We start from the raw sequence: 21325 nt of genomic DNA on the forward strand, positions 1-21325 counted from the left end.
ACTTCTAACTGTACAAGTTAAAAGTTTTATCTTTCTAGTATTTCAATATTTCTTTGTATTATCTTTTTACCTCTCCAACTAAAAGCTTTTTCTCTATATCTTCTTCTAAACTCTTTGTTTGATATATTATTTATTTCTTCTTCTTTTAAATTGTATATCAATCCTTCTTTAAATTCTTTAATATTTGTTTTCAAAATACTTCTGTTGTGTGGACATACATCTTGGCATATATCACATCCAAATATTTTTTGATTTTTTTTCAATGCAATTTTTTCATCTTCACTTAAATCTTCTTTTTTCTGAGTTATATATGATAAGCATTTTTTAGGATTCATTTCAAAATCACCTAATATAGCTTTTCCAGGACAAGATGTTATACATTTTCCACATTTAACACACAATTTTTCGCTTTTTTTATCTGGTTCAAAATAATAGTTATTTATTATGTATCCTATAAAGACAAAAGATCCATAATCATCAGTTATTATATTGTTATTTATTCCATAATACCCTATTCCACTTACGCTTGCTAAATATCTATCTACTAATGGGCCATTATCTGCAAATATCATATATTCAAATCTTTCAGTTTCACTATCTATATAATCTGCAATTTGTTGTAATTTTTCTTTTACAACTATATGATAATCCATTCCATAACAATACTTTGATAAATTAGAATCTAATACATCTTCAACGAAGTACGGAAAAGCACATACTATCACACTCTCTGCATTTTCCATGCTAGCCCTCGGATTAATTCTTTTCTCAATAGATGGTTCTTCCATTCCTGTTATAAAATCTTTTTTTGTTCTATCTATTATAATATTTTCTAAGTCGTAATAAGGTCCAACTCCTGCTATTCCTACACAATTAATTCCTATACTTTTACAAAATTCTTTTAATTTATTCTTATTCATAAATTTCCCTTTCATTAATTTCTATTTACATTTATAATAACTAAGGTATAAAGGATGTGGTATATATGATAAAGTTGACAATTCCAGGTAGACCAATAAGTAAATCCAATTTTAAACTTCACAATATTCATGGTCAATCTTGGATGCCCTCTAAAGGCAAACACTCTAAGTACTTAGCATATGAAAATATGATTGCTGGATATATAAATACACAATACGATGGCCCTTGTATAGAAGAGGACCTTATAACCGTGTTGAAACTATATTTTCCAAATAAAAAAATGGGCGATTTACATAACTATCCTAAAAGTATATGTGATGGAATAGAAAAAAGCGGTATTATAAAAAATGATAAACAGTTAAAGCCAGTTCTTTTGTTTGATTTTATAGATAAAGAAAACCCAAGAGTAGAAATAGAGTTATATCCTTTGTCTGAGTACAAAGTTGATTATACTATTACTAAGAAATAGTAAATCCCCCTTCAATAGGGGGATTTTTTACCCTAAAATATTTGATACATCTTTTAGCATTTCTCTAATAGGTAATTCATAGGGGCAATTACTTTCGCACTTTCCACATTCTATACAATTAGAAGCATTTACATCTAAACTTTTGTATCTATCTTTTGACCACTCTTTTAAATTGTATCTACTATAATATCCTTCAAGTAAAAAATTCATAGGTATATTTATCCCTACAGGGCAAGGCATACAGTATTCGCATCTTCTACAAAATCTACTCCCTAATTTTTCTATAATATCTTTTATCTCTAAATTTTCTTCATCAGTTATATTAAGGTTATTTAAGACTGATGTATTTTCAATAACTTGATTTACACTATCCATACCTGGAATAACTACATCTATATAATCTTTAGATAATATATATTTTATAGCTAATTTTGCATTGTCAATAGCTCCTCCAGCAAGAGGCTTCATTACTATTACCCCTATACCATTTTTATTAGCTTCTTTAAATATTTCATCAGCTTGATCTTCTACTATATTATACGGAAACTGAATTGTATCAAACTTACCACTATTTACTGCTTTTTTTATTGTATCTATACTGTGACTCGTTATTCCTATATGCTTTATTTTTCCTTCTTCTTTACATTTTAAAAGAGCTTCATAAGCCATATCTTCATCAAATATTCCATCATATTCATCTGGCTTTAAATTATGAAGCTGATATAAATCTATATATTCAGTTTTAAAATTACTTAAACTTATATTTACATCTCTTATCATATCATCATAGCTTCTAGACATACTTTTAGTAGCTAATATAAATTTATCCCTTTTACCTTCAATTGCATTCCCTATGTATTCTTCGCTTATAGTATATCCTCTAGCTGAATCTATAAAGTTTATTCCTTGATTTATAAGCTCATTTATAACTAAATTTGTATCTTCTTGAGTTATTCTTTGTATTGGAATACCTCCAAACCCAACTCTATTTAATTCAATATTAGTGCTTCCTAATTTTCTCATAAATCATCCCCCAATTTTATTTCATTATTTTTTGTTTTTCCTAAATAATTAATTTCCATTTTTATAAATTAAGACGATACTTTTTAAATATCGTCTCTTATTTTTATATTATATATTATTTTATTGTATTTGTTTTATAATATCTTTTATCATTTCAATTTCTCTTTTATGACCCTCATCTTCTAATGGAGTTTCTAAGAAAAATGGTAAATGTTTTAACTTAGGATGAGTAATAAATCTTATTATTGCATCTAATCCTATCTCACCTTCTCCAATACAAGCATGTCTATCTTTTTTCGCTCCAAAAGGCATCATGCTATCATTAAGGTGAACTGCCTTTAATTTGTCTAAACCTATAATATTATCAAAATCGTCTAAAACTGAATCTAAATCATTAACAATATCATATCCAGCTGAAAATACATGGCAAGTATCTAAACATACGCCTAGCCTTTCATTATGATCAACCTTATCGATTATAGCCTTTACCTGATCAAAACTAAACCCTATTTCAGTTCCCTTTCCAGACATCGTTTCAAGTAGTACCACTATGTTTTCATTTCCAGTTATAGCTTCATTAAGCGCATTAGCTATTTTATCTATACCTGTATCTACTCCTGACCCAACATGGCTACCTGGATGAAAACACATATATTCAATTCCTAAAGAATCCATTCTTTGAATATCTTCTTTTATAACCATTCTTCCAAATTCATAAACTTCTTCCTTTGCACCAGCTAAGTTCATTGTATATGGAGCATGTGCTAATAGTGGGCCAAATTTATTGTCTTTTCTTATTTGTTGAAATTTCATTATATCTTTTTCATCAAAAGATTTAGCATTGCCACCTCTTGGATTTCTACTAAAAAATTGGAATGTATTTGCGCCTATACTTACAGCTGTTTCTGCAGCTTTTGCAAAACCTTTTGCTATCGAAATATGTGGTCCTATTACTATCACTATGTTCCCTCCTAAATTTTATATTCGTTTATAATATACCCAAAAAAATAAGTATCAACAAATTTTGTTGATACTTTATGCTTTGCATTTTTCTTCTAATGGTATCGTTATCAATGCTAAGTCGTATTTCATCTCAGCTTCATTATGTTTTCTATTTAATACAATTTCATTAATTTTTTCTTCTATTGTATTGGATAACTCTTTTATTTCACTTTTGCTTAAGCAAACTTGATTATAATTAGCTATGTACTCACTATCTATATCATTTTCCTCTATAGCTTTATAAAATAAGTTGCTCATATTCTCAAACTTCGATATGCATATATCCCCTATATCTTTATCTTCTGTATTACTATTAAAATTTAAAGCATTCTTACCTATAACAATATGCTTAGCTGTAGGATAATAATACTTTTCAACAATTCCAGATTTAACTTTCTCTTCTACTAAATCTAATACGCCAACCTTATACAAAGTCTTTATGTGGTAATTTATTTTTGCATGCGGTTCATCTAGCAATTGAGATAATTGTTTTGCTGACAACGGAATTGATTTAAACGCATTTAAAATATCTATTCTTCTTGGATGTGCAATTGCTTTTATGCACTCTAAATCTCTTAGTACTAAAACTTCTTTCATTCCCCCACCACCCATAAAAATATTTAATTATATAAATAATTATATATTATCAAGTAGTAATTGTCAAAAAATTCTCTATTTTAGAATATATTTATTTTATACTGTTCACTTAAAGATTCTAATATCTTTATACCCGCAATACTATTGCCTTTTTTATCAAGGGCAGGTCCATATATTCCAATTCCCATCTTTTTAGGAACTGAAGCTAATATACCACCTCCAACCCCTGATTTTGCAGGAATTCCAACTTTTATTGCAAATTCTCCAGATGCATCATACATTCCACACGTTACCATAAATGTCTTAACTATACGCGATATTCTTTCATCTATAAGTCTTTCTCCCGTTTCAACATCAACTCCATAAGATGCTAGGTTAACTCCTATTCTAGCTAAATCTACACAATCAATTTCTATAGAGCATTGTTTGAAGTATAAGTCTAAAACTTCTTCTACATCGCCCTCTATAAACCCATCATTTTTTAAAAGATAAGCCATAGCTCTATTTCTATCTCCTGTTAATTTCTCCGATTCATATATATCTTGATTTATTTTCAAATTATCATTTTTAGCTAGTATTTTAAAAAAGTTTAACATTTTTTCTTCTTTTTCTTTAAGGTCTTTCCCCTTTATCATGGAAGTTGTAACTATAGCTCCTGCATTTATCATCGGGTTACAAGGCTTCTTACATTCTTTCGTTTCTAATTTCATAATAGAATTAAATGGATCTCCACTAGGTTCCATCCCAACTTTAGAAAATACATACTCCCAATCATTCTCGCTAAGTACTAAAGCTAATATTATAGGTTTAGATATGCTCTGAATTGTGAACTTTTTATCAAAATTTCCAGCCGTATGAATTTCATTATTCATATCAATCATGCATATACCTAAATCATCTTGTCTTGCATTTTTTAGTTCCGGTATATAAGTTGCTACATGTCCATAATTTGTATATTTTCTGTTGTCTTCAAGTATTTGTTCTAATACATTTTCCATACACATTCCTCCTTATTTTTTAATAACGTCACAAGATTATAAATAATATAATACAAAAAATCCTGGGTTTATGTCAACTTCCCAGGATTCCAAGTCTAATCAACAATTCTACTACCTCCAATAAATTCTCTAATTATAGATGTGGGAGGTATATCTAATTCATCGTCTAACTCTACAAAGTATTGTAAAAACTTTAATATTCTATTGGACTCTATAAATGCTTCGTTGTCATCTTCAATTTGTTCTAAAAGTGGCTTTGCATATTTCTTTAAAACCGCTAACTCATATAAACAAGCTGAGTTAAACATTATATCAGCTTCTTCTTGATAAGGGAATATATTTTTATCTTCTCCTCTTCTTACTGACCACCAATTTAAAATAGTTTTTTCAGCACTATATCCTCTAAAATTGTAGTCTCTCACTATTCTTCTTATAAGTCTCAAGTCTGTTGTTGGTATTCTATTATGGTTATCTAAATTTATTTGAGTAAGAACACTTATATATATTTTAAATTTATCCTTATCATCTATACTCTGTGTTAGCATTGGATTTAATGCATGTATACCTTCTAGAATAATAGGTTGGTCTTTTTCAATTTTTAAAGTTTTTCCACTAAATTCTCTTTTTCCTGTTTTAAAATTAAATTTTGGAAGTTTAATTTCCTCACCTTTTAATAATTTTTCTAAATCACTGTTAAATAATTCTAAATCTATCGCACATATAGATTCAAAATCATAATTACCAAACTCATCCAAAGGAGTATCTTCTCTATCAACAAAATAGTCATCTAAAGAAATAGGCACCGGATGTAAGTTATTAACTTTTAATTGTATAGATAATCTGTGTGCAAAACTTGTTTTTCCAGATGAAGATGGTGCAGCTATTAATATAACTCTTTTATTATTTTCTTTTATTATATCTGCTATTTGAGATATCTTTTTTTCATGCAATGCTTCAACTATACTAATTATTTCTCCGTATTTTTTACTTTCTATAGCTTCATTTAAACTAGCAACCTTGTCTATTCCAATAAGTTTAGACCAAACTTCTGACTCTTTATATATATTAGAAAGCTTTGGCTGAGCTACAAAGTTTTGAGGTTCATTTTTATTTTCTTTACTTGGTCCTAATATGACTACTCCTGATTGCCATTTTTTTATATCGAAAGTTTTAACATGGCTAGTAGACGGTAACATATGACCATAAAAATGATTTATATATCCACCGCATTTATATAATTTCACATCTTCATATTCTTTATACTTTAATAATTCTGCCTTTGCATTTTTATTATTATTTTTAAGTATTTTTATTGCTTCTACCTTATCTGTAACAATTTTTTCTATTTTTAAATCAGATTCTATTATACTTTTTACTTTTGCCTTGATTTTTTCTATATCTTCTTCTGTAACTTCACTTTTATTATTTTTTATTTCACAGTATAATCCATTCGATAATGAGTGTTCTATTGTAACCTTACACCCATTAAAAATTTCTTCACATGCTTTTATGAAAATCAAAGACAACGTTCTCATGTAAACTCTCATTCCATCTGGTTGGGTTGTATCAATTAATTCTAAATCACAATCTTTATCTAAAGTACTGTTTAAATCTTTTAATTTATTTTTTATTTTTCCTATTGTTACTATACCCGTATATCCATTACTTAAATCTTTCGCTATTATATCTAAAGCTACATTTTTAGGATATTCATAATTTTTATTATTAATTTTTATATTTATATTTTCCATAAATCTTGCTCCTATCCTTTAATATGTCTATTTATAAAGTTAGAACGATTTATTTTACATAAACCGTTCTAATACTTTTATAGATTCATCTATATCTTCATATTTAATTTCCAAAACTGCATATTGAATCTTCATACACATCAAATCTTTTAAACTTTCTAAATTTAAAATTCCTTTTCCAATACCAACATGTAAATCTTCTTTCCCATCATTATCACTTACGTGTATTAAATTCACTTTGGAATTTAGTGCATCTACAAAATAGTCTTCATTTATTAAGTTATGACCTGTATCATAACAAAATTCAATATTATCTATATTATTTAATATATATTCAAATTCATTTACCGTTGTTCCTATATTGCATATATCTCCACCATTTGTATATGTATTTTCTATAAAAATACGCTTATTTTCTAAGTTTATTAACTCAAGAAATTTTATAGAATTATCTAAATACTTTTGCTTATTTCTTTCAAATCTAGACTTTATTACATATCCTAAGTGCATATTAAAATATTTTATATCAAGTTCTTTTAATTCTGAATTCATTTCATATATAAACTTTACCCATGAATTTCTTATATATTCTACATTTTCGCAAGTGTTTAATTCCATAGGTAAGTGTATCCCTATACTTATGTTATTTTCTTTGAACTCATCTTTATATAATAAAACTTTTTTACATTCAATTAAGTTATCTATCCCTATTTCTATATGATTTATATTTTTATTTGTTTTACATATATAAATAGCACGATCGATTTCATGAATTAAAGCAGATATTCCTAATTTCATTTTAAACTCCTATAAGACCTTACCAATTTTATTAAAAGGTAATAATCTAATCACAACTTTACCCATTATATCACTTTCTTTTACTATCCCCACCTCAGGATCTCTACTATCCATACTATTGCCTCTGTTGTCTCCCATTGCAAATATATATCCTTTTGGAATAGTTGTATCTATTTCACCCTCAGTTTTTTGACCATGTATATAAGGTTCATTTTGAAGCTTTCCATTTATATATACCTCTCCATTTGTAATCTTAAGATGGTCACCAGGAACACCTATAACTCTTTTTACTAAATCTTTTTCTTTTCCATTAGCTTGCACTAAATCAGATTTAAAAACTATAATATCTCCTCTTTGAGGCTCTTTATGATTATAGGCAACTCGATTTATTATTAAATAGTCTTTTTCCTCAAGTGTTGGGTACATTGATGAGCCTTGTACTAATGTAGGCCTAACAAAGTGAGTTATTACAAGTGCTATGACTAGTGAGGTAACTATTATTTTTATCCATTCTATTATTTCTTTTTTAACATTTGCGCTCAAATTCACCATCTCCTCCATGTTCTACATACTTAGATAAAAGTTCTATAACTATATCATTTATATGTTCATACTTTTTAGTATTTATTCCCAAATCTAAAAGTTCACACGCCTTTATCAAGTCATATACAACTTCCATAGGACTTCCATAAATTTCTTCAATATCTTCCTTACTTACACCTCTAAATCCATGTCCTACAGGGCTTTCATTTCTAAGTCTTATTAAATTTTCAAGTTTTTCACTATTTAGTATTTCAAGAACTCTGTCCATCCTTTTAGTTTGTTTTAGATATCTTTTTATATACTGAGTTACACCATGTATAAGATTACCATTATATATATTATACTTCTTTTTAAGTGTATATAGTATATTTTTCTTAGACACCATATTGCCATGCATTGATACGGTATACCTTTTACCTTCTTTTGTATTAACAAAGATATATTTAAATAAAGCTTCTTTTAATCTATATAGCCTTCCTAAAAAATCTATATATTCTTCATTAACAATTTGGATTTTTATATTTTCAATTAACTCTGATAATATATCTTCAGGTTCACCTTTATTTAAATTTTCTAAATTAGTTATGAGATTTTTAATTTCTTTTCTTTCTAGCATTTGTTCACTTAAATTTTTGGTAAGTTTAAGTGCTGTTTTAAAATCAAAATTAGTAGCATATTTACATGATTTTAATAAATAATATAAATCTCCACTCTCTATTCCACATTCAATTAATATATCTAATACACCATCATAATCATATCTTTTCAAAAACTTAGATATTACTAATTCTTGACTTTTATTTATATAACTCATAAAATCACTCCTATTTATTTTTTATGTTTCTTTTTCTTTAATCTTAAAAAACGTCTTCTAGCATAATCTGTGTATTCATCTAACTTATCTAAACTTATTTTCCATAAATAAATCAAGTAAATGACAAAGCCTATAGAAGCCCATGTCGTTTTTATCATAGCTAAAACATCAAATACTCCATGTAAAGCTATAGGTATTAAAATAAGCTTAGCTAAAAATACTTTTCTTACTTCAGGCTTATCTAAGTTAAACTTATACATAGATAAGTAATATCCCATATTTATTGCAAATAAAACATGTGCAGGAATAGATATTACAGCTCTAGCTAATCCAATTTGTAGTAAGTTTAATTGGTTACCATGAAAAATATAAATAAGATTTTCTATTGTAGCAAATCCAAGAGTCGTAAATATACTGTAAACTATTCCATCTAATTTTTCTGTATAATGCTTACTTTTTAAAGTGTACGGAATTAAAATCATAATTTTTAAAATTTCTTCTGTTGCAGCTGCTACTATAAACGCAGTGTAAATTAAGTTTAAATGCGAATTATCAATCTTAGCTTTAAGTAATATATCTTCAATAGCTATTGCGGGTATACTTATCAATGTACCTATAAAAAATAATCTTATAAGTACCTTTATAGGTTCTTTATCGTATTTATCTTTTATATATATCCATATTAAAATCGCTATTGTAGGCGCTAGAGATATTATTAGTAAGTCTAATTTCATTTTTTGCATTACCTTTCTTTTTTATCATTCATATTATATTATTTCCAAATATCTTAACAAAATAATACTTTTATTCATACTATGTATAGATAAGTTGATTTTATATAAGAAAGGAGTTTTTTTATGCAAGATGGTTTTTTAACTGTTAGCGTGGTAGACAGCACTACTAACTTTCCAGTTGTAGGTGCAAACGTAAATGTATACTCCGTTGGAGATGACAATAAAGCCTCGACAGTAATTTATCAAAATTTAAAAACCGATATTTCCGGTCAGGTTGTTGGCTTAAATCTAGCTGCTCCAGATTTAATATATTCTCAACAACCAAGTGATGTAAGACCTTATAGCCAATATATAGTAGAGGTTATCAAAGATGGATACGAAACAATTATAATTAATGGTACACAAGTTTTAGCAACGGTAATAGCTCAACAAGGTATACAAATGAATCCTCGTCAAAGAAGCAAATGTTTATATAGTAGACAAAATGAAATAGTAGTGGATATAGGCCCTCATACATTATGGGGTACTTATCCTCCTAAGATTCCTGAAAGTGACTTAAAGCCTATCCCACCTCCAACAGGATTCGTTGTTTTAGATAATCCAGTAGTCCCAGAATTTGTGGTTGTGCATGATGGCTTGCCTGAAAATAAAAATGCCTCTGACTATTGGGTGTATTTTAAAGACTATGTAAAAAATGTTGCTTCTTCAGAAATTTATTCTACATGGCCAACAGAAACTATACTAGCTAATGTAATCGCAATTGTATCATTTACGTTAAATAGAGTTTTTACTGAGTGGTATAGAAGTAAAGGTTACTCGTTTACTATCACTTCAACTACAGTTTATGATCATAAATATATTCACGAGAGAAATGTATTTGATACTATAAGTATTGCTGTAGATGAAGTTTTTAACACTTTTATAAAGAGACCTCCAACTGCTAGGCAACCTCTATTAGCACAATATTGTGATGGAAATAAAACTCAATGTCCTGGTCAAATGACTCAATGGGGAAGTAAAAATTTGGGAGATCAAGGCCTTAGTTATGAAGAAATTCTAAGAAAATTTTATGGTGAAAGTATAGTCCTTGAAAAAGCTCCAATAGTAAGTGGGGTTCCTGTATCATTCCCTGGCGAAGCTCTAAAAGTAGGCTCTTCAGGTAAAGATGTTAGGACAATTCAAAGCCAATTAAATGCTATCTCTAAAGGGTACCCCGCAATTCCTAAAGTTAAAGAAGATGGAGTGTTTGGCCAAGATACAGCAAACTCAGTTAAAGTATTTCAAGGCATATTTGGATTGCCTCAAAGCGGAATTGTAGATTTTAAAACATGGTATGAACTTTCTAGAGTTTATGTTGCAGTTACAAAGATAGCTTCTTTAAATCCAACAATTTAATCGAAAAATTTAAATAGTGTAGTAATATTACTACACTATTTAAATATATTTATATATTTTTCATTTAAAATGTGATTTATTTTATCTGCACTTATTCTAAACTCTGGAATTCCACCTGCAAAAGGAGCTATTTCATACAAATCAAAATATATAACTAACTTATCATCTTGAATGTAAAATTTTTGATTTCCAGAAATTGATTTAAAACTATAATCTAATTTATTTTCTTTTATCTGATCTCTTATTAAGTCATTTATAACCTTCTTATAATCTGAGTTTTCTTTAAATAAATCTTTTAAATTTAAGTTTTGTCCGTTTTCTATAAATATATTATAGGACCTATTCTCATAGTATCCATGAGCCCCTCCACTATATTGGTAAATTTTAATTATAATACTTAGCATTGAATCACTATTCTTTTTAACATCAAAATCTACATTATATATATACGGAGTTATATATTCTTTAGGTGTATTTTTCAAAAAGTTTTTAGCTTCTTCTTCTACTTCCAAATATCCATTCATTATGTCATTTTTTATAAGTTCATTTATATTCTTCTCAATATTTTTATTTTCAGTTATTATGATTGGTACATTTATAATACTATTTATATACTCATTGTTTTTAGTTATAGTTTGTGTGTCGATTTGTGCCACTATTGGGTTTGTGTTTATATCTTCTATCTTATTATTAAATGCTGTAACTGGAATTTTAAAATCATAAATATTTTTTCTATTACTAACTTGGTATGGATTAAAATATACACATATACCTTCATTAGTTATATAGTAATTTGTATATTTATCTATTCTTATTTTATTTTTATCTATTTTAATATTTTTTTTATTAATATCATTAATAATATAATTTTCTATTGTGTCTTTATAATCTTGATTATTTTTTAAAAAATTGTCTATATATATTCTTTGCCCTGTTTTTAAATCAAATACATAACTATCTTTTATTCTTTCGTATTTTTTATTTCTTATATATACATCTTTATATATAAGAATATTTAAGACATTTTTATCTTCAAATACCACATGATAATTTATGTCTATTTTCTCGCCTTTATAATTTTTAGAAACATCTTTTTTTTGTTTTTTCAAATTAATAAATTCATTTATGTTTTTTCTTATATATGTATTTATATATCTTTCTATATCTTTATCCTCATAGCTTACTACTGGCATATTTACATTAAATTTAAGTCCATCATAATCAATACTACTTTTATCTGCTATTATCTTTACAGTTTTAAAACCTTGTATTATTGATGTTTTTATTTCATTGATACTAATATTTTCATTTAATTTTAAATTTATAAAAATAGCAGAAATTGATACAATTGTAATTATAATTAAGGGTGTAATCTTTTTTATATTTACCATAGTATATATTCCTCCTGTTGCATAATATATAGTATGTGATTTATAAGTAAAAAATATTATCCCCATATTTTGTAATAAAATTCGATTTGCTTGAACAACCACATCTTTTTAGTAAATGTATACTTTCTTAAGCATAAAAAAAGCCTTAAAGTTAAACTTTAAGGCTTTTTATTTATCTTCCTAATATTTTATTAATTTGTTGTTTGTATGCGTCAGCTTTAGCTCCGTATATAACTTGGATTCCTTTACCAACTTCCATAACTCCAACAGCACCAAGTTCTTTAAATCTAGGCTTTTGAACTTTAGAAGTATCTTTAACTTCAACCCTTAATCTAGTTATACATGCATCTACAGAAACTATATTTTCAGCTCCTCCTAATGCCTCTAAAACATATGGTGCATTTTCTTCTATTTCACTATTAGCTGATTTCCCACCTTTTTCTGCTTGATAATCAGCTTTTGTATATAATTTTGTTTCTTCTTCATTTTCATCTCTACCTGGAGTTTTTAAGTTTAATTTAAGTATTAAAGTTTTGAATAAGAAGTAGTAAACTACTGCATATACAGCTCCTACCATTATAACTCTTAACCAGTTAGTTGGAACTCCTGCTCCTGCTGGAAGTATTCCGAATAATGCGAAGTCTATAAATCCTCCAGAGAATGTCATTCCTATAAATACATTTAATACATCCATTAATAAGAATGAAAGACCTGCAAGTATACAGTGAACTCCATATAAAACTGGTGCAACAAATAAGAATGTAAATTCTAATGGTTCAGTTATACCTGTTAAGAAAGATGTAACTGCCGCTGATAATAATAAACTTCCAACCACTTTTTTCTTACTTGGAGCAGCTGTATGATACATTGCTAATGCTGCTGCAGGTAATCCAAACATCATGAATGGGAATTTACCAGCCATAAATCTTGTTGTTCCTGCTACTATTCTTGACATAGTTTCTGGTGAAGCTCCTACTAAATCCTGCATGCTTCCTAATTGTGCAAAGTATGCATAGTTTGCACCTTGAACTGTTTGCCAAGTTCCATCTATTAAAACATGACCATCAACAAAAGAACCAAACCAGAATGGTGTATAGAATACATGGTGTAATCCAAATGGTATTAATGATCTTTCTATAACTCCGTAGAAGAATGTTCCTACTGCACCTGCATTGTTAACTCCTAATGCTATAAATGCTATTCCATCTTGAACAAATGGCCAAGCAAATGCAAGTATTCCACCTACAACTGCCATAGCTATTGAAACTACTATCGGAACAAATCTTGATCCTGAGAAGAATCCTATAACTTGTGGTAATTGTATATTGTAATATTTATTGTGTAAAGTAGATGTAACTATACCAGTTATGATACCACCAAACACAGACATATTAAGTGTATATATACCTAATGTTGTAGTTACATATGTTGCATACTGAGCTGGAGTGCTATCTGGAGTTATAACTCCTAATTGTGTAACTCCTAATCCAAGTAATACACCTATAACTTTATTCATTATTAAGAATCCAAATACTGAAGCAAGTGCTGATGTACCTTTATCCTCTTTTGCAAGTCCTACTGCTGTACCAACTGCAAATAATAGAGGTAAGTTTCCAAATACTATATCTCCTACACCTTGCATTATCTGTAAAATTACTGTTACTGCAGGTATAGATACAAATGCTATTAGTGGTTGATATATAGCTGGCGCATTTTGTAATGCTGCTATATTAAGAAGCGCTCCACCAACTCCTAATAATATCCCTGCAACAGGTAATGCTGCTATTGGAAGCATTATTGCTTTACCTATTCTTTGTAAAAATTGAAGCATATTATAATTCCTCCTTAATTTTTTAGTATGACTAATCAAATTAAATTTAAATTAACATTTTATACATATTACTATGATAAATAAAAAAGAGCTAAAATATTCATATTTTTACGTATTATAAAATAATCGTATAAATACAAATATATTAGCTCTTGCCTGCTTTACCAGTAACACGCTCATTTATTAAGTATATGTTAATTATATCATCTAATTTAAACCTTGTAAACAGTTTCCCGACTTTTTTCTACATTATTTTTTGGTTTTTGTTATTAGTCTGTCAATGTGTAGTGTAATGAATCCTATTTCATTTTCACTTAGCTTTATATCATAATTTTCATTTAAATAATTGCATAATGTTTCAGATATATTGTATGAGTTCTTTAACTTTTCCTTTATATGATCTAATAACATATTTTCTTCTGAAATTCCTTTTACAGCTCTATTTATAGCTAGCCTTAAATGTATTATCAGCCTATTATAATATATAGAATCTTTGCATATATTTATACCTAATTCTTTTTCTAAAAAATCAATAGCTTCTTTAATTATTATAGCTTGCTTAGCACTATCAACAACTTTTGTTTTATTTAATATTCCATTTATATGCATCGTTACAAACGCAACTTCATCTTCTGTTAAATTTATACCTAGTGCTCTATTTATAAAATCAATTATATCTTTGGCTAAATCCCACTCATATTCATATAGTGTTTTTAATTCTGCCTTAAATTGATTTTCTAAATATATATTGTCAAAGTATCTTTCTATAGCAAATACTAAGTGGTCTAACAATGCCATATGAGATTTATCATTCATATCTACATTTATACTATTATCTAATATAGATAAACTTTCTGTGGCAACACCAATATAAGTTGGATTTATAGAGTTATATAATTCTTCTATATTTTTATATCTATCTTCATTTATAACAAATATTTTTTCAATTTTATTAGTATCTTTAAAAATTGAATTTACAGTTGCCTTAAATCCAATTCCGCTTCCTACTAAAATGTACTCTTTATTTTGATTTTCTTCTACGCATAAGATAACATTATTATTGAAGCTCTTTATAATTTTGTACATATATGCCCTCCTAACTATAGACTATGTGAGAGTTGAATTAAATATGGTTTTCCCATATATAAATATACAATATTTCATACTTTAAGTATACCTGTTTATTTATAATTAATCGCTAAATTTACATAATATTAAATATTTTTATAAAACTTTTTTTATCCAAAACAAAAATCTAATTTAATATTTTATTTTCATTTTTGTCCTTTTAGGGTATAATATGCATTAGGTATATACATAACTTTTTAACAATCTTGTTATTGTTATTAAAGTTAATTTTCTTATGGAGGTTTTTAATATGTTAGTTTCAGCTAAAGAAATGTTAAACAAAGCTAGAGAAGGTAAATATGCTGTTGGTCAATTCAACATAAATAACTTAGAGTGGACTAAAGCAGTATTACTTACAGCTCAGGAAAACAATTCTCCAGTTATACTAGGGGTATCTGAAGGTGCTGGTAAGTACATGGGTGGATATAAAACTATAGTTGGTATGGTTAATGGAATGTTAGAAGAATTAAATATAACAGTTCCAGTAGCTCTACATTTAGATCATGGTAGTTATGAAGGAGCATTAAAAGTAATAGAAGCAGGATTCTCTTCTGTAATGTTTGATGGTTCTCATTATTCTATTGAAGAAAATATAGAAAAAACAAAAGAAGTAATAAAAATAGCAAATGCTAAAGGGATATCTGTAGAAGCAGAAGTTGGTTCTATAGGTGGAGAAGAAGATGGTGTTGTTGGTGCTGGTGAAATCGCTGACCCTAATGAATGCAAATTAATAGCTGATTTAGGTGTTGATATGTTAGCAGCTGGTATAGGAAACATACATGGTCAATATCCAGAAAATTGGGCTGGATTAAACTTTGATGCTTTAGAAGCTATAAACAATGTTACAGGAGACATGCCATTAGTTTTACATGGTGGAACAGGTATACCTGCTGATATGATACAAAAAGCTATATCTTTAGGTGTTTCTAAAATAAACGTTAATACAGAGTGTCAATTAGCTTTCGCTGCTGCTACTCGTAAATATATAGAAGAAGGAAAAGACTTACAAGGTAAAGGTTTTGACCCTCGTAAAGTTTTAGCTCCAGGATTTGAAGCTATAAAAGCTACTGTTAAAGAAAAAATGGAATTATTCGGTTCTATAAACAAAGCTTAATATATAAATTGAAAGCTATCTCGCAAATCGAGATAGCTTTTTTAATTTGTATTATTTTAATTTTTCTTATACAATTTTACAATTGTTTCAACATGAGGAGTATTTGGGAACATGTCCATACATTTAACCTTTTCTACCTCATATCCATATTTTTTAAACTCTACTAAGTCTAATACCAAAGTTTTTGGATTACAAGATATATAAACTATTTCTTTAGAATCAAATTTTGATATATCTCTTATAGCATCTTTATGAACTCCTGGTCTTGGTGGATCTACTATTATTATATCTGGCTTAGCTTTTAATTTATTAACTGTTTTAGCTACATCCCCTGCTATAAATTCACAATTTGTTAAGTTATTTAACTTTGCATTTTTATTTGCAGCTTTAACAGCTTCCTCTATAATTTCTATACCATAAACCTTTTTAGCTTTTTCAGCCATAACTTGTCCTATTGTTCCAGTACCACTATATAAGTCAAATACTACTTTATCATTATGTTCCCCAACAAACTCTCTAGCTATTTTGTATAATTCTTCAGCACCTTCAGTGTTTGTTTGGAAGAATGAGAATGGAGATATTTTAAATTTAAGACCTAAAAGTTCTTCTTGTATATAATCTCTTCCATGTAAAACTCTTAATTCATCACAATTAACCGTATCTGCTAACCCATCATTTATTGTGTGTAATATACTTACTAAATCAGCTTTTAAGTCTAAGTTTAGAAGCATATCTTTATATTCTGTCATGTCGAAATCTTCTTGAGATGATGTAACAATATTAACCATCATTTCATTTGTATTTATACCTTTTCTTACTACAAGATTTCTTAAATAACCTTTATGACTCATATTTCTATAATAAGGTGTATTTTTTTCATTAAAATATTCTACTGTAGATGTTAAAACGTTTATAAAGTCATTGTCTACTAAAAAACATCCATCAACAGTTAAAATATCAATATGCTTACCTTTTTTGTGTAGTCCTAAAGTTAATGGACCATCTTTCATTTCATCTCCAAAAGTATACTCCATTTTATTTCTATATTCTCTAGTTTGAGGACTTTGCTCGATACCTTGGAAGTTAAATCCAAATATATCTTGCCCTAAAAATAAATCCATGACTTGTCTTTCTTTTATTTCTAATTGTTTTTCATAAGGCACAGATAACATGCTACAGCCACCACATACATTAAAATGCTTGCATGGTGTTTCAGTCTCTAGTGGTGAGCTTTCTAAAAGTTCCATCATTTTCACTTCCGCTTTTCCACTTTTAGTCTTTTTAACTGAAGCCTTAACTTTTTGTCCAGTTATACCGCCTTTCATATATATGTCTCTATTTCCTAAACGACTTACTGACGTTCCTCCAAATTCCATTTTATCTATCTCAAATTCTATTATATCTCTTCTTTTCACTCTTTAATCCTCCGTATACAAAATTATCTTTCTTCTATTAGTTTAACTTCTGCTTCTGTTAATTCTCTATATTCTCCTAACTCTAAATGTTCATCTAGATTTAGTTTTCCCATAGACAGTCTCTTTAAGTACGTAACTTTTTTGTCTACACTCTCAAACATCCTTTTCACTTGATGAAATTTACCCTCGTGTATAGTAAGTTCTATTTTAGATACATCTCCACTTTCAAGAATAACAAGTTCTGCTGGCATAGTTTTATAACCATCATCTAATATCACTCCCTCTTTAAAAGCTTTTATATCATCTTCTGTTACAACTCCATCAACCTCTGCAAAGTAAGTTTTAGGAACATGACTCTTTGGTGATAAAACTCTATGTGCTAATTGCCCATCATTAGTTAATACTAATAACCCCTCAGTATCCTTATCTAATCTTCCTACTGGAAACGGTTCAAATGCTAGTGATTTCTTATCTATCAAATCTAAAACTATAGGATCATGTTTATCAAAAGTAGCTGATATATATCCATCTGGTTTGTTTAACATTAAGTATATAAATTCTTTATACTCTATAGTATCTCCATCGAAATTTATAATATCTTTATCCGTATCAACTTGAAGTCCTGGATTATTTTCTATTTTTCCATTTACTTTAACTAATCCATTTTTACAATCTCTCTTTATTTCAGCTCTACTTCCATATCCTAGGTTAGAAAGTACTTTATCTAATCGTTGTTTTTTAGCCATAATTTGTACCTTCCTTTAAAAATGTTCTCCATTTTCATAATACTTTTCTTTCTCAAAAACTGTAAAAGCTAAATCCATGCTTTCTACATCTAAATTATTTCTTATACTATCAGTTATAATTTTAGCAACTATATCTTGTACTTCCTGTCCCCTATCAAACCATGCAACTTCTACAAAAGGATATACATCTGCAATCTTCCCATCTCTTATAGCAACTGACTTTATACACTCTATTTCAAAATAATCTCTTGGACATTTAACCGCTTCAACTAATTTATCTATCATATTCTCACTTATTTTACATACATCAGTTTCATTTATTCCTCTTATTTTTATTTGTGGCATACCATTTCCATCCTTTCTTTTATTTGTACTCATCTTATTTTATAGGTATTATTATACTTTTAATTTTTCATTATTACAATTTATATTCTTTTACATTAAAATGGGGGTGTCTTAAATGTTTTTATTTAAGGCATCCCCAAAACTATTTTTAACTATAAAATTTAGAATCTCCATTTAATTGTTTTTTTCCTATTAACTCAGTCAAGCTAGTAAGTGATGCAATACTTATATCTTTAAAGCTTATTACAAATACCAGCTTAAAATCTGTAAATGTTTCATCTATACTATACACATTAAAAAAACATCTTATATCATCATCTAAATACTGTTCTCTTAAATCCGACTCAATTTCATCTGTAATATCTTTTACAAAAGCTCTTACATCTTCAAATAATATTTGAAATTCTTCTACTGTAGCTTCTTCACCTAGTTCTTCAAGTAATTCATTAATTTCTTCTACCGAAAACATACTATCATCTAGCTGACAATCAAATGCCATTATACTGTCTTCTTTTATATCTTTAGATATATCTTGAACACTAATAAAGTCTTCACGTTCGCTTAACATGTCTTTTATATCTTTACTCTTTATGCTTATTGTTTGTTTTTTATTATTTATTTTAACTTCTAACAACTATCTAGCCCCCCACTTTAAGTTTATTGGAGACTTAATATAAATGCCTTTATATCATCCCAATTTTTTACTCTTATTATATTTTCATTTTCAATATTCTTGTTATAATTATTGTCTAATAATAACACAGTTAATCCTTCAGATGCTAATTGTTCAGCATTACTTGGGTTATCTTCTATAAATATATTACATTCTAATTCTTTTGCTTTGCTAACTTTATAATCACTTCCTAATAAGTGTACATCTATATATCCTAAATCATTATCAGATAACCATCCTGTAGTTATATCCTTCAATATCTCACTTCTAGCTGTAACAAAGTACAGGTTATGATTTTCATTTAATTCCTTTATAACTTCTTTAGCTCCATCTACAACACTAGCTTCTTTATAAGCATGTATAAAATCAGTGTGAAATGATTGTAATAAATCATCTAATTCAACTTGATATAATTCTTCTAATTTGTGTGTTACACAATCTGCTTCTGTTATTTTTTTATTGTACATATCATTTAAGTACGGAATAAAATGATATGGATTAGTTATCGTTCCATCTATATCTATGCATATATTTAACTTTCCCATTTTTACCTCCAAATAAAACTTTCTATTATTGTAGTTATCACATTATAACATACTAGATATCATAAATCAAAATAACACTATTTAGTATATGTTTGTGTTTTAAAAAAATTCACTTTGGTTATTTATATATATAAATAATCTATAATTTTAAGCGTAAAAAAAGCTTGTACAATACAAGCTTTTTTTGTTCTACGTTAAACATTATATCAAATTTCTATAAACTTTTTATTGTATCTACAAAATTTTTAATTTCATTATCAGATAAACTAAGATATTCTTTTATCTGGCTTATATACTTTAAGTTTTTAGTTTTTAACATGGTTTGTGCACATTCCATAGCCCTGCCCCTTAAAATATAAGCCTTTTGTACACATATTTTAGAATATTCTAATTGGTTAGTCGCATCCTCATTAGAAAGTTTAGGCACTTCCATATCTTCATAAGTTTGCACTACTTCATCACACATCTTTTTAGCATATGCAACATCTTTTTTAGCTTTGTTTATAGTATTAACATTTATGTCTAAATTTTTAGTATTTGGAAGGCAATCTCTCATAGGTACTAATGCTTTTCTTTCTATTTTATATATTTCATTTTTAAAATTTTGTACCGTCTCTTTATCATTTTCTTGCATAGATATGCTATCTACTTCATTTGTATTAGATTCTTCTTCCTTAGAATCACTATTTGCATTTAATGATTCCTTTTCACTATTTTCGGCTTTCTTAGTTTCTTTTAACTCCGATTGTTTAGATTCTATTTTTTCATTTTTATATTTAGTTTCGTGGTTATCTTCATACTGTTCGTTAAAAGCATAACTTCTATATTCTAAAATATCTTCTATTTTATTTATCGTACTTATATATATATTACAGATTACTATAACAGTGGCAACTACTACATACATACCTCCATATATACTTGCCCTTTTAAAATCTTCTTTGTTTTTAAATAAGACCCATAAAGGCAATATATATAAAAGTAAAATTACTAATGCCCATCTCACATTAACAACTCCTTTACCTAAAGTTTATATTTCAGGTTTGATATATTAATAGTATTTACCATATTTTATTAATTAATCCATAATTT

22 protein-coding genes are annotated in these 21325 nt (G+C 27.7%); 3 read left to right on the forward strand and 19 right to left on the reverse strand.

The genetic code is table 11. From position 1 onward, the window contains the following. Positions 1-26: 26 nt before the first annotated feature. Entirely contained in the window at positions 27-920 is an 894-nt protein-coding gene (gene queG, locus ACRDDE_RS12370; RefSeq protein ID WP_438627715.1) for a tRNA epoxyqueuosine(34) reductase QueG, read from the reverse strand. Between the two features lie 65 nt (positions 921-985). Between queG and ACRDDE_RS12375 the strand changes: the two genes are divergently transcribed. Next, entirely contained in the window at positions 986-1390 is a 405-nt protein-coding gene (locus ACRDDE_RS12375) for a RusA family crossover junction endodeoxyribonuclease (protein ID WP_021431699.1), read from the forward strand. 27 nt (positions 1391-1417) lie between these two features. Here the strand turns inward: ACRDDE_RS12375 and ACRDDE_RS12380 are convergent, their stop codons facing one another. From ACRDDE_RS12380 to ACRDDE_RS12420, 9 genes are all read right to left on the reverse strand, one after another. Next, positions 1418-2413, reverse strand: a complete 996-nt coding sequence (locus ACRDDE_RS12380; protein ID WP_438627717.1) for an aldo/keto reductase — start codon at positions 2411-2413, stop codon at positions 1418-1420. 120 nt (positions 2414-2533) lie between these two features. Next, positions 2534-3373: a deoxyribonuclease IV gene (locus ACRDDE_RS12385; protein WP_438627719.1), complete on the reverse strand. Its 840-nt coding sequence runs from the start codon at positions 3371-3373 to the stop codon at positions 2534-2536. A 75-nt stretch (positions 3374-3448) separates the two neighbouring features. Next, positions 3449-4012: a winged helix-turn-helix domain-containing protein gene (locus ACRDDE_RS12390; protein WP_024619966.1), complete on the reverse strand. Its 564-nt coding sequence runs from the start codon at positions 4010-4012 to the stop codon at positions 3449-3451. Positions 4013-4092: 80 nt separating this feature from the next. Then, positions 4093-5010, reverse strand: coding sequence for a glutaminase A (gene glsA / locus ACRDDE_RS12395; protein ID WP_438627722.1), 918 nt, complete (start codon positions 5008-5010; stop codon positions 4093-4095). A 95-nt stretch (positions 5011-5105) separates the two neighbouring features. Beyond that, on the reverse strand, positions 5106-6761 hold the full coding sequence (locus tag ACRDDE_RS12400) for a nucleoside kinase (RefSeq protein WP_438627724.1): 1656 nt from the start codon (positions 6759-6761) through the stop codon (positions 5106-5108). Positions 6762-6815: 54 nt separating this feature from the next. Further along, positions 6816-7559 carry a TIM barrel protein gene (locus tag ACRDDE_RS12405; RefSeq protein WP_438627726.1) on the reverse strand — a complete coding sequence of 248 codons (744 nt, stop codon included), beginning with the start codon at positions 7557-7559 and terminating at the stop codon, positions 6816-6818. Positions 7560-7568: 9 nt separating this feature from the next. Beyond that, complete coding sequence (gene lepB / locus ACRDDE_RS12410) at positions 7569-8111, reverse strand: signal peptidase I (protein ID WP_438627728.1); 543 nt, start codon at positions 8109-8111, stop codon at positions 7569-7571. Further along, the gene (locus ACRDDE_RS12415) at positions 8086-8916 is read right to left on the reverse strand and encodes a hypothetical protein (RefSeq protein ID WP_438627730.1); all 831 of its coding nucleotides are present in this window, start codon (positions 8914-8916) and stop codon (positions 8086-8088) included. Before ACRDDE_RS12415 ends, lepB begins: the two co-directional genes overlap by 26 nt. 14 nt (positions 8917-8930) lie before the next feature. Then, a complete protein-coding gene (locus tag ACRDDE_RS12420) occupies positions 8931-9650 on the reverse strand; it encodes a PrsW family intramembrane metalloprotease (RefSeq protein WP_438627732.1) in 720 nt (239 codons plus the stop codon). 123 nt (positions 9651-9773) lie between these two features. On the opposite strand from ACRDDE_RS12420, the gene sleC reads away from it, so the two are divergent. Then, entirely contained in the window at positions 9774-11045 is a 1272-nt protein-coding gene (gene sleC / locus ACRDDE_RS12425) for a spore cortex-lytic germination protein SleC (protein WP_438627734.1), read from the forward strand. Positions 11046-11080: 35 nt separating this feature from the next. Here the strand turns inward: sleC and ACRDDE_RS12430 are convergent, their stop codons facing one another. From ACRDDE_RS12430 to ACRDDE_RS12440, 3 genes are all read right to left on the reverse strand, one after another. After that, entirely contained in the window at positions 11081-12436 is a 1356-nt protein-coding gene (locus ACRDDE_RS12430) for a DUF3298 and DUF4163 domain-containing protein (protein WP_438627736.1), read from the reverse strand. A gap of 172 nt (positions 12437-12608) precedes the next feature. Further along, the gene (locus tag ACRDDE_RS12435) at positions 12609-14267 is read right to left on the reverse strand and encodes a PTS transporter subunit EIIC (protein ID WP_438627738.1); all 1659 of its coding nucleotides are present in this window, start codon (positions 14265-14267) and stop codon (positions 12609-12611) included. Between the two features lie 249 nt (positions 14268-14516). Further along, on the reverse strand, positions 14517-15353 hold the full coding sequence (locus ACRDDE_RS12440) for a PRD domain-containing protein (RefSeq protein ID WP_021431688.1): 837 nt from the start codon (positions 15351-15353) through the stop codon (positions 14517-14519). Between the two features lie 292 nt (positions 15354-15645). On the opposite strand from ACRDDE_RS12440, the gene fba reads away from it, so the two are divergent. Next, positions 15646-16509 carry a class II fructose-1,6-bisphosphate aldolase gene (gene fba, locus ACRDDE_RS12445; RefSeq protein WP_035116981.1) on the forward strand — a complete coding sequence of 288 codons (864 nt, stop codon included), beginning with the start codon at positions 15646-15648 and terminating at the stop codon, positions 16507-16509. 56 nt (positions 16510-16565) lie between these two features. Here the strand turns inward: fba and rlmD are convergent, their stop codons facing one another. The 6 genes from rlmD to ACRDDE_RS12475 form a co-directional block, all read right to left on the reverse strand. Continuing rightward, complete coding sequence (gene rlmD / locus ACRDDE_RS12450) at positions 16566-17924, reverse strand: 23S rRNA (uracil(1939)-C(5))-methyltransferase RlmD (RefSeq protein WP_438627740.1); 1359 nt, start codon at positions 17922-17924, stop codon at positions 16566-16568. 23 nt (positions 17925-17947) lie between these two features. After that, complete coding sequence (locus ACRDDE_RS12455) at positions 17948-18670, reverse strand: pseudouridine synthase (protein WP_438627742.1); 723 nt, start codon at positions 18668-18670, stop codon at positions 17948-17950. Between the two features lie 15 nt (positions 18671-18685). Next, complete coding sequence (locus tag ACRDDE_RS12460) at positions 18686-19015, reverse strand: DUF1904 domain-containing protein (protein ID WP_438627744.1); 330 nt, start codon at positions 19013-19015, stop codon at positions 18686-18688. Positions 19016-19163: 148 nt separating this feature from the next. Continuing rightward, a complete protein-coding gene (locus ACRDDE_RS12465) occupies positions 19164-19649 on the reverse strand; it encodes a hypothetical protein (RefSeq protein ID WP_438627746.1) in 486 nt (161 codons plus the stop codon). Between the two features lie 23 nt (positions 19650-19672). Continuing rightward, on the reverse strand, positions 19673-20233 hold the full coding sequence (locus ACRDDE_RS12470) for a 5' nucleotidase, NT5C type (RefSeq protein ID WP_438627748.1): 561 nt from the start codon (positions 20231-20233) through the stop codon (positions 19673-19675). 214 nt (positions 20234-20447) lie between these two features. Further along, positions 20448-21239 (reverse strand): hypothetical protein, encoded by a 792-nt coding sequence (locus ACRDDE_RS12475; protein WP_438627750.1) that lies wholly within the window; start codon positions 21237-21239, stop codon positions 20448-20450. Between the last annotated feature and the right edge of the window lie 86 nt (positions 21240-21325).

Origin of the sequence: Paraclostridium sp., assembly GCF_051656405.1 — a bacterium.
Lineage (GTDB): Bacteria > Bacillota > Clostridia > Peptostreptococcales > Peptostreptococcaceae > Paraclostridium.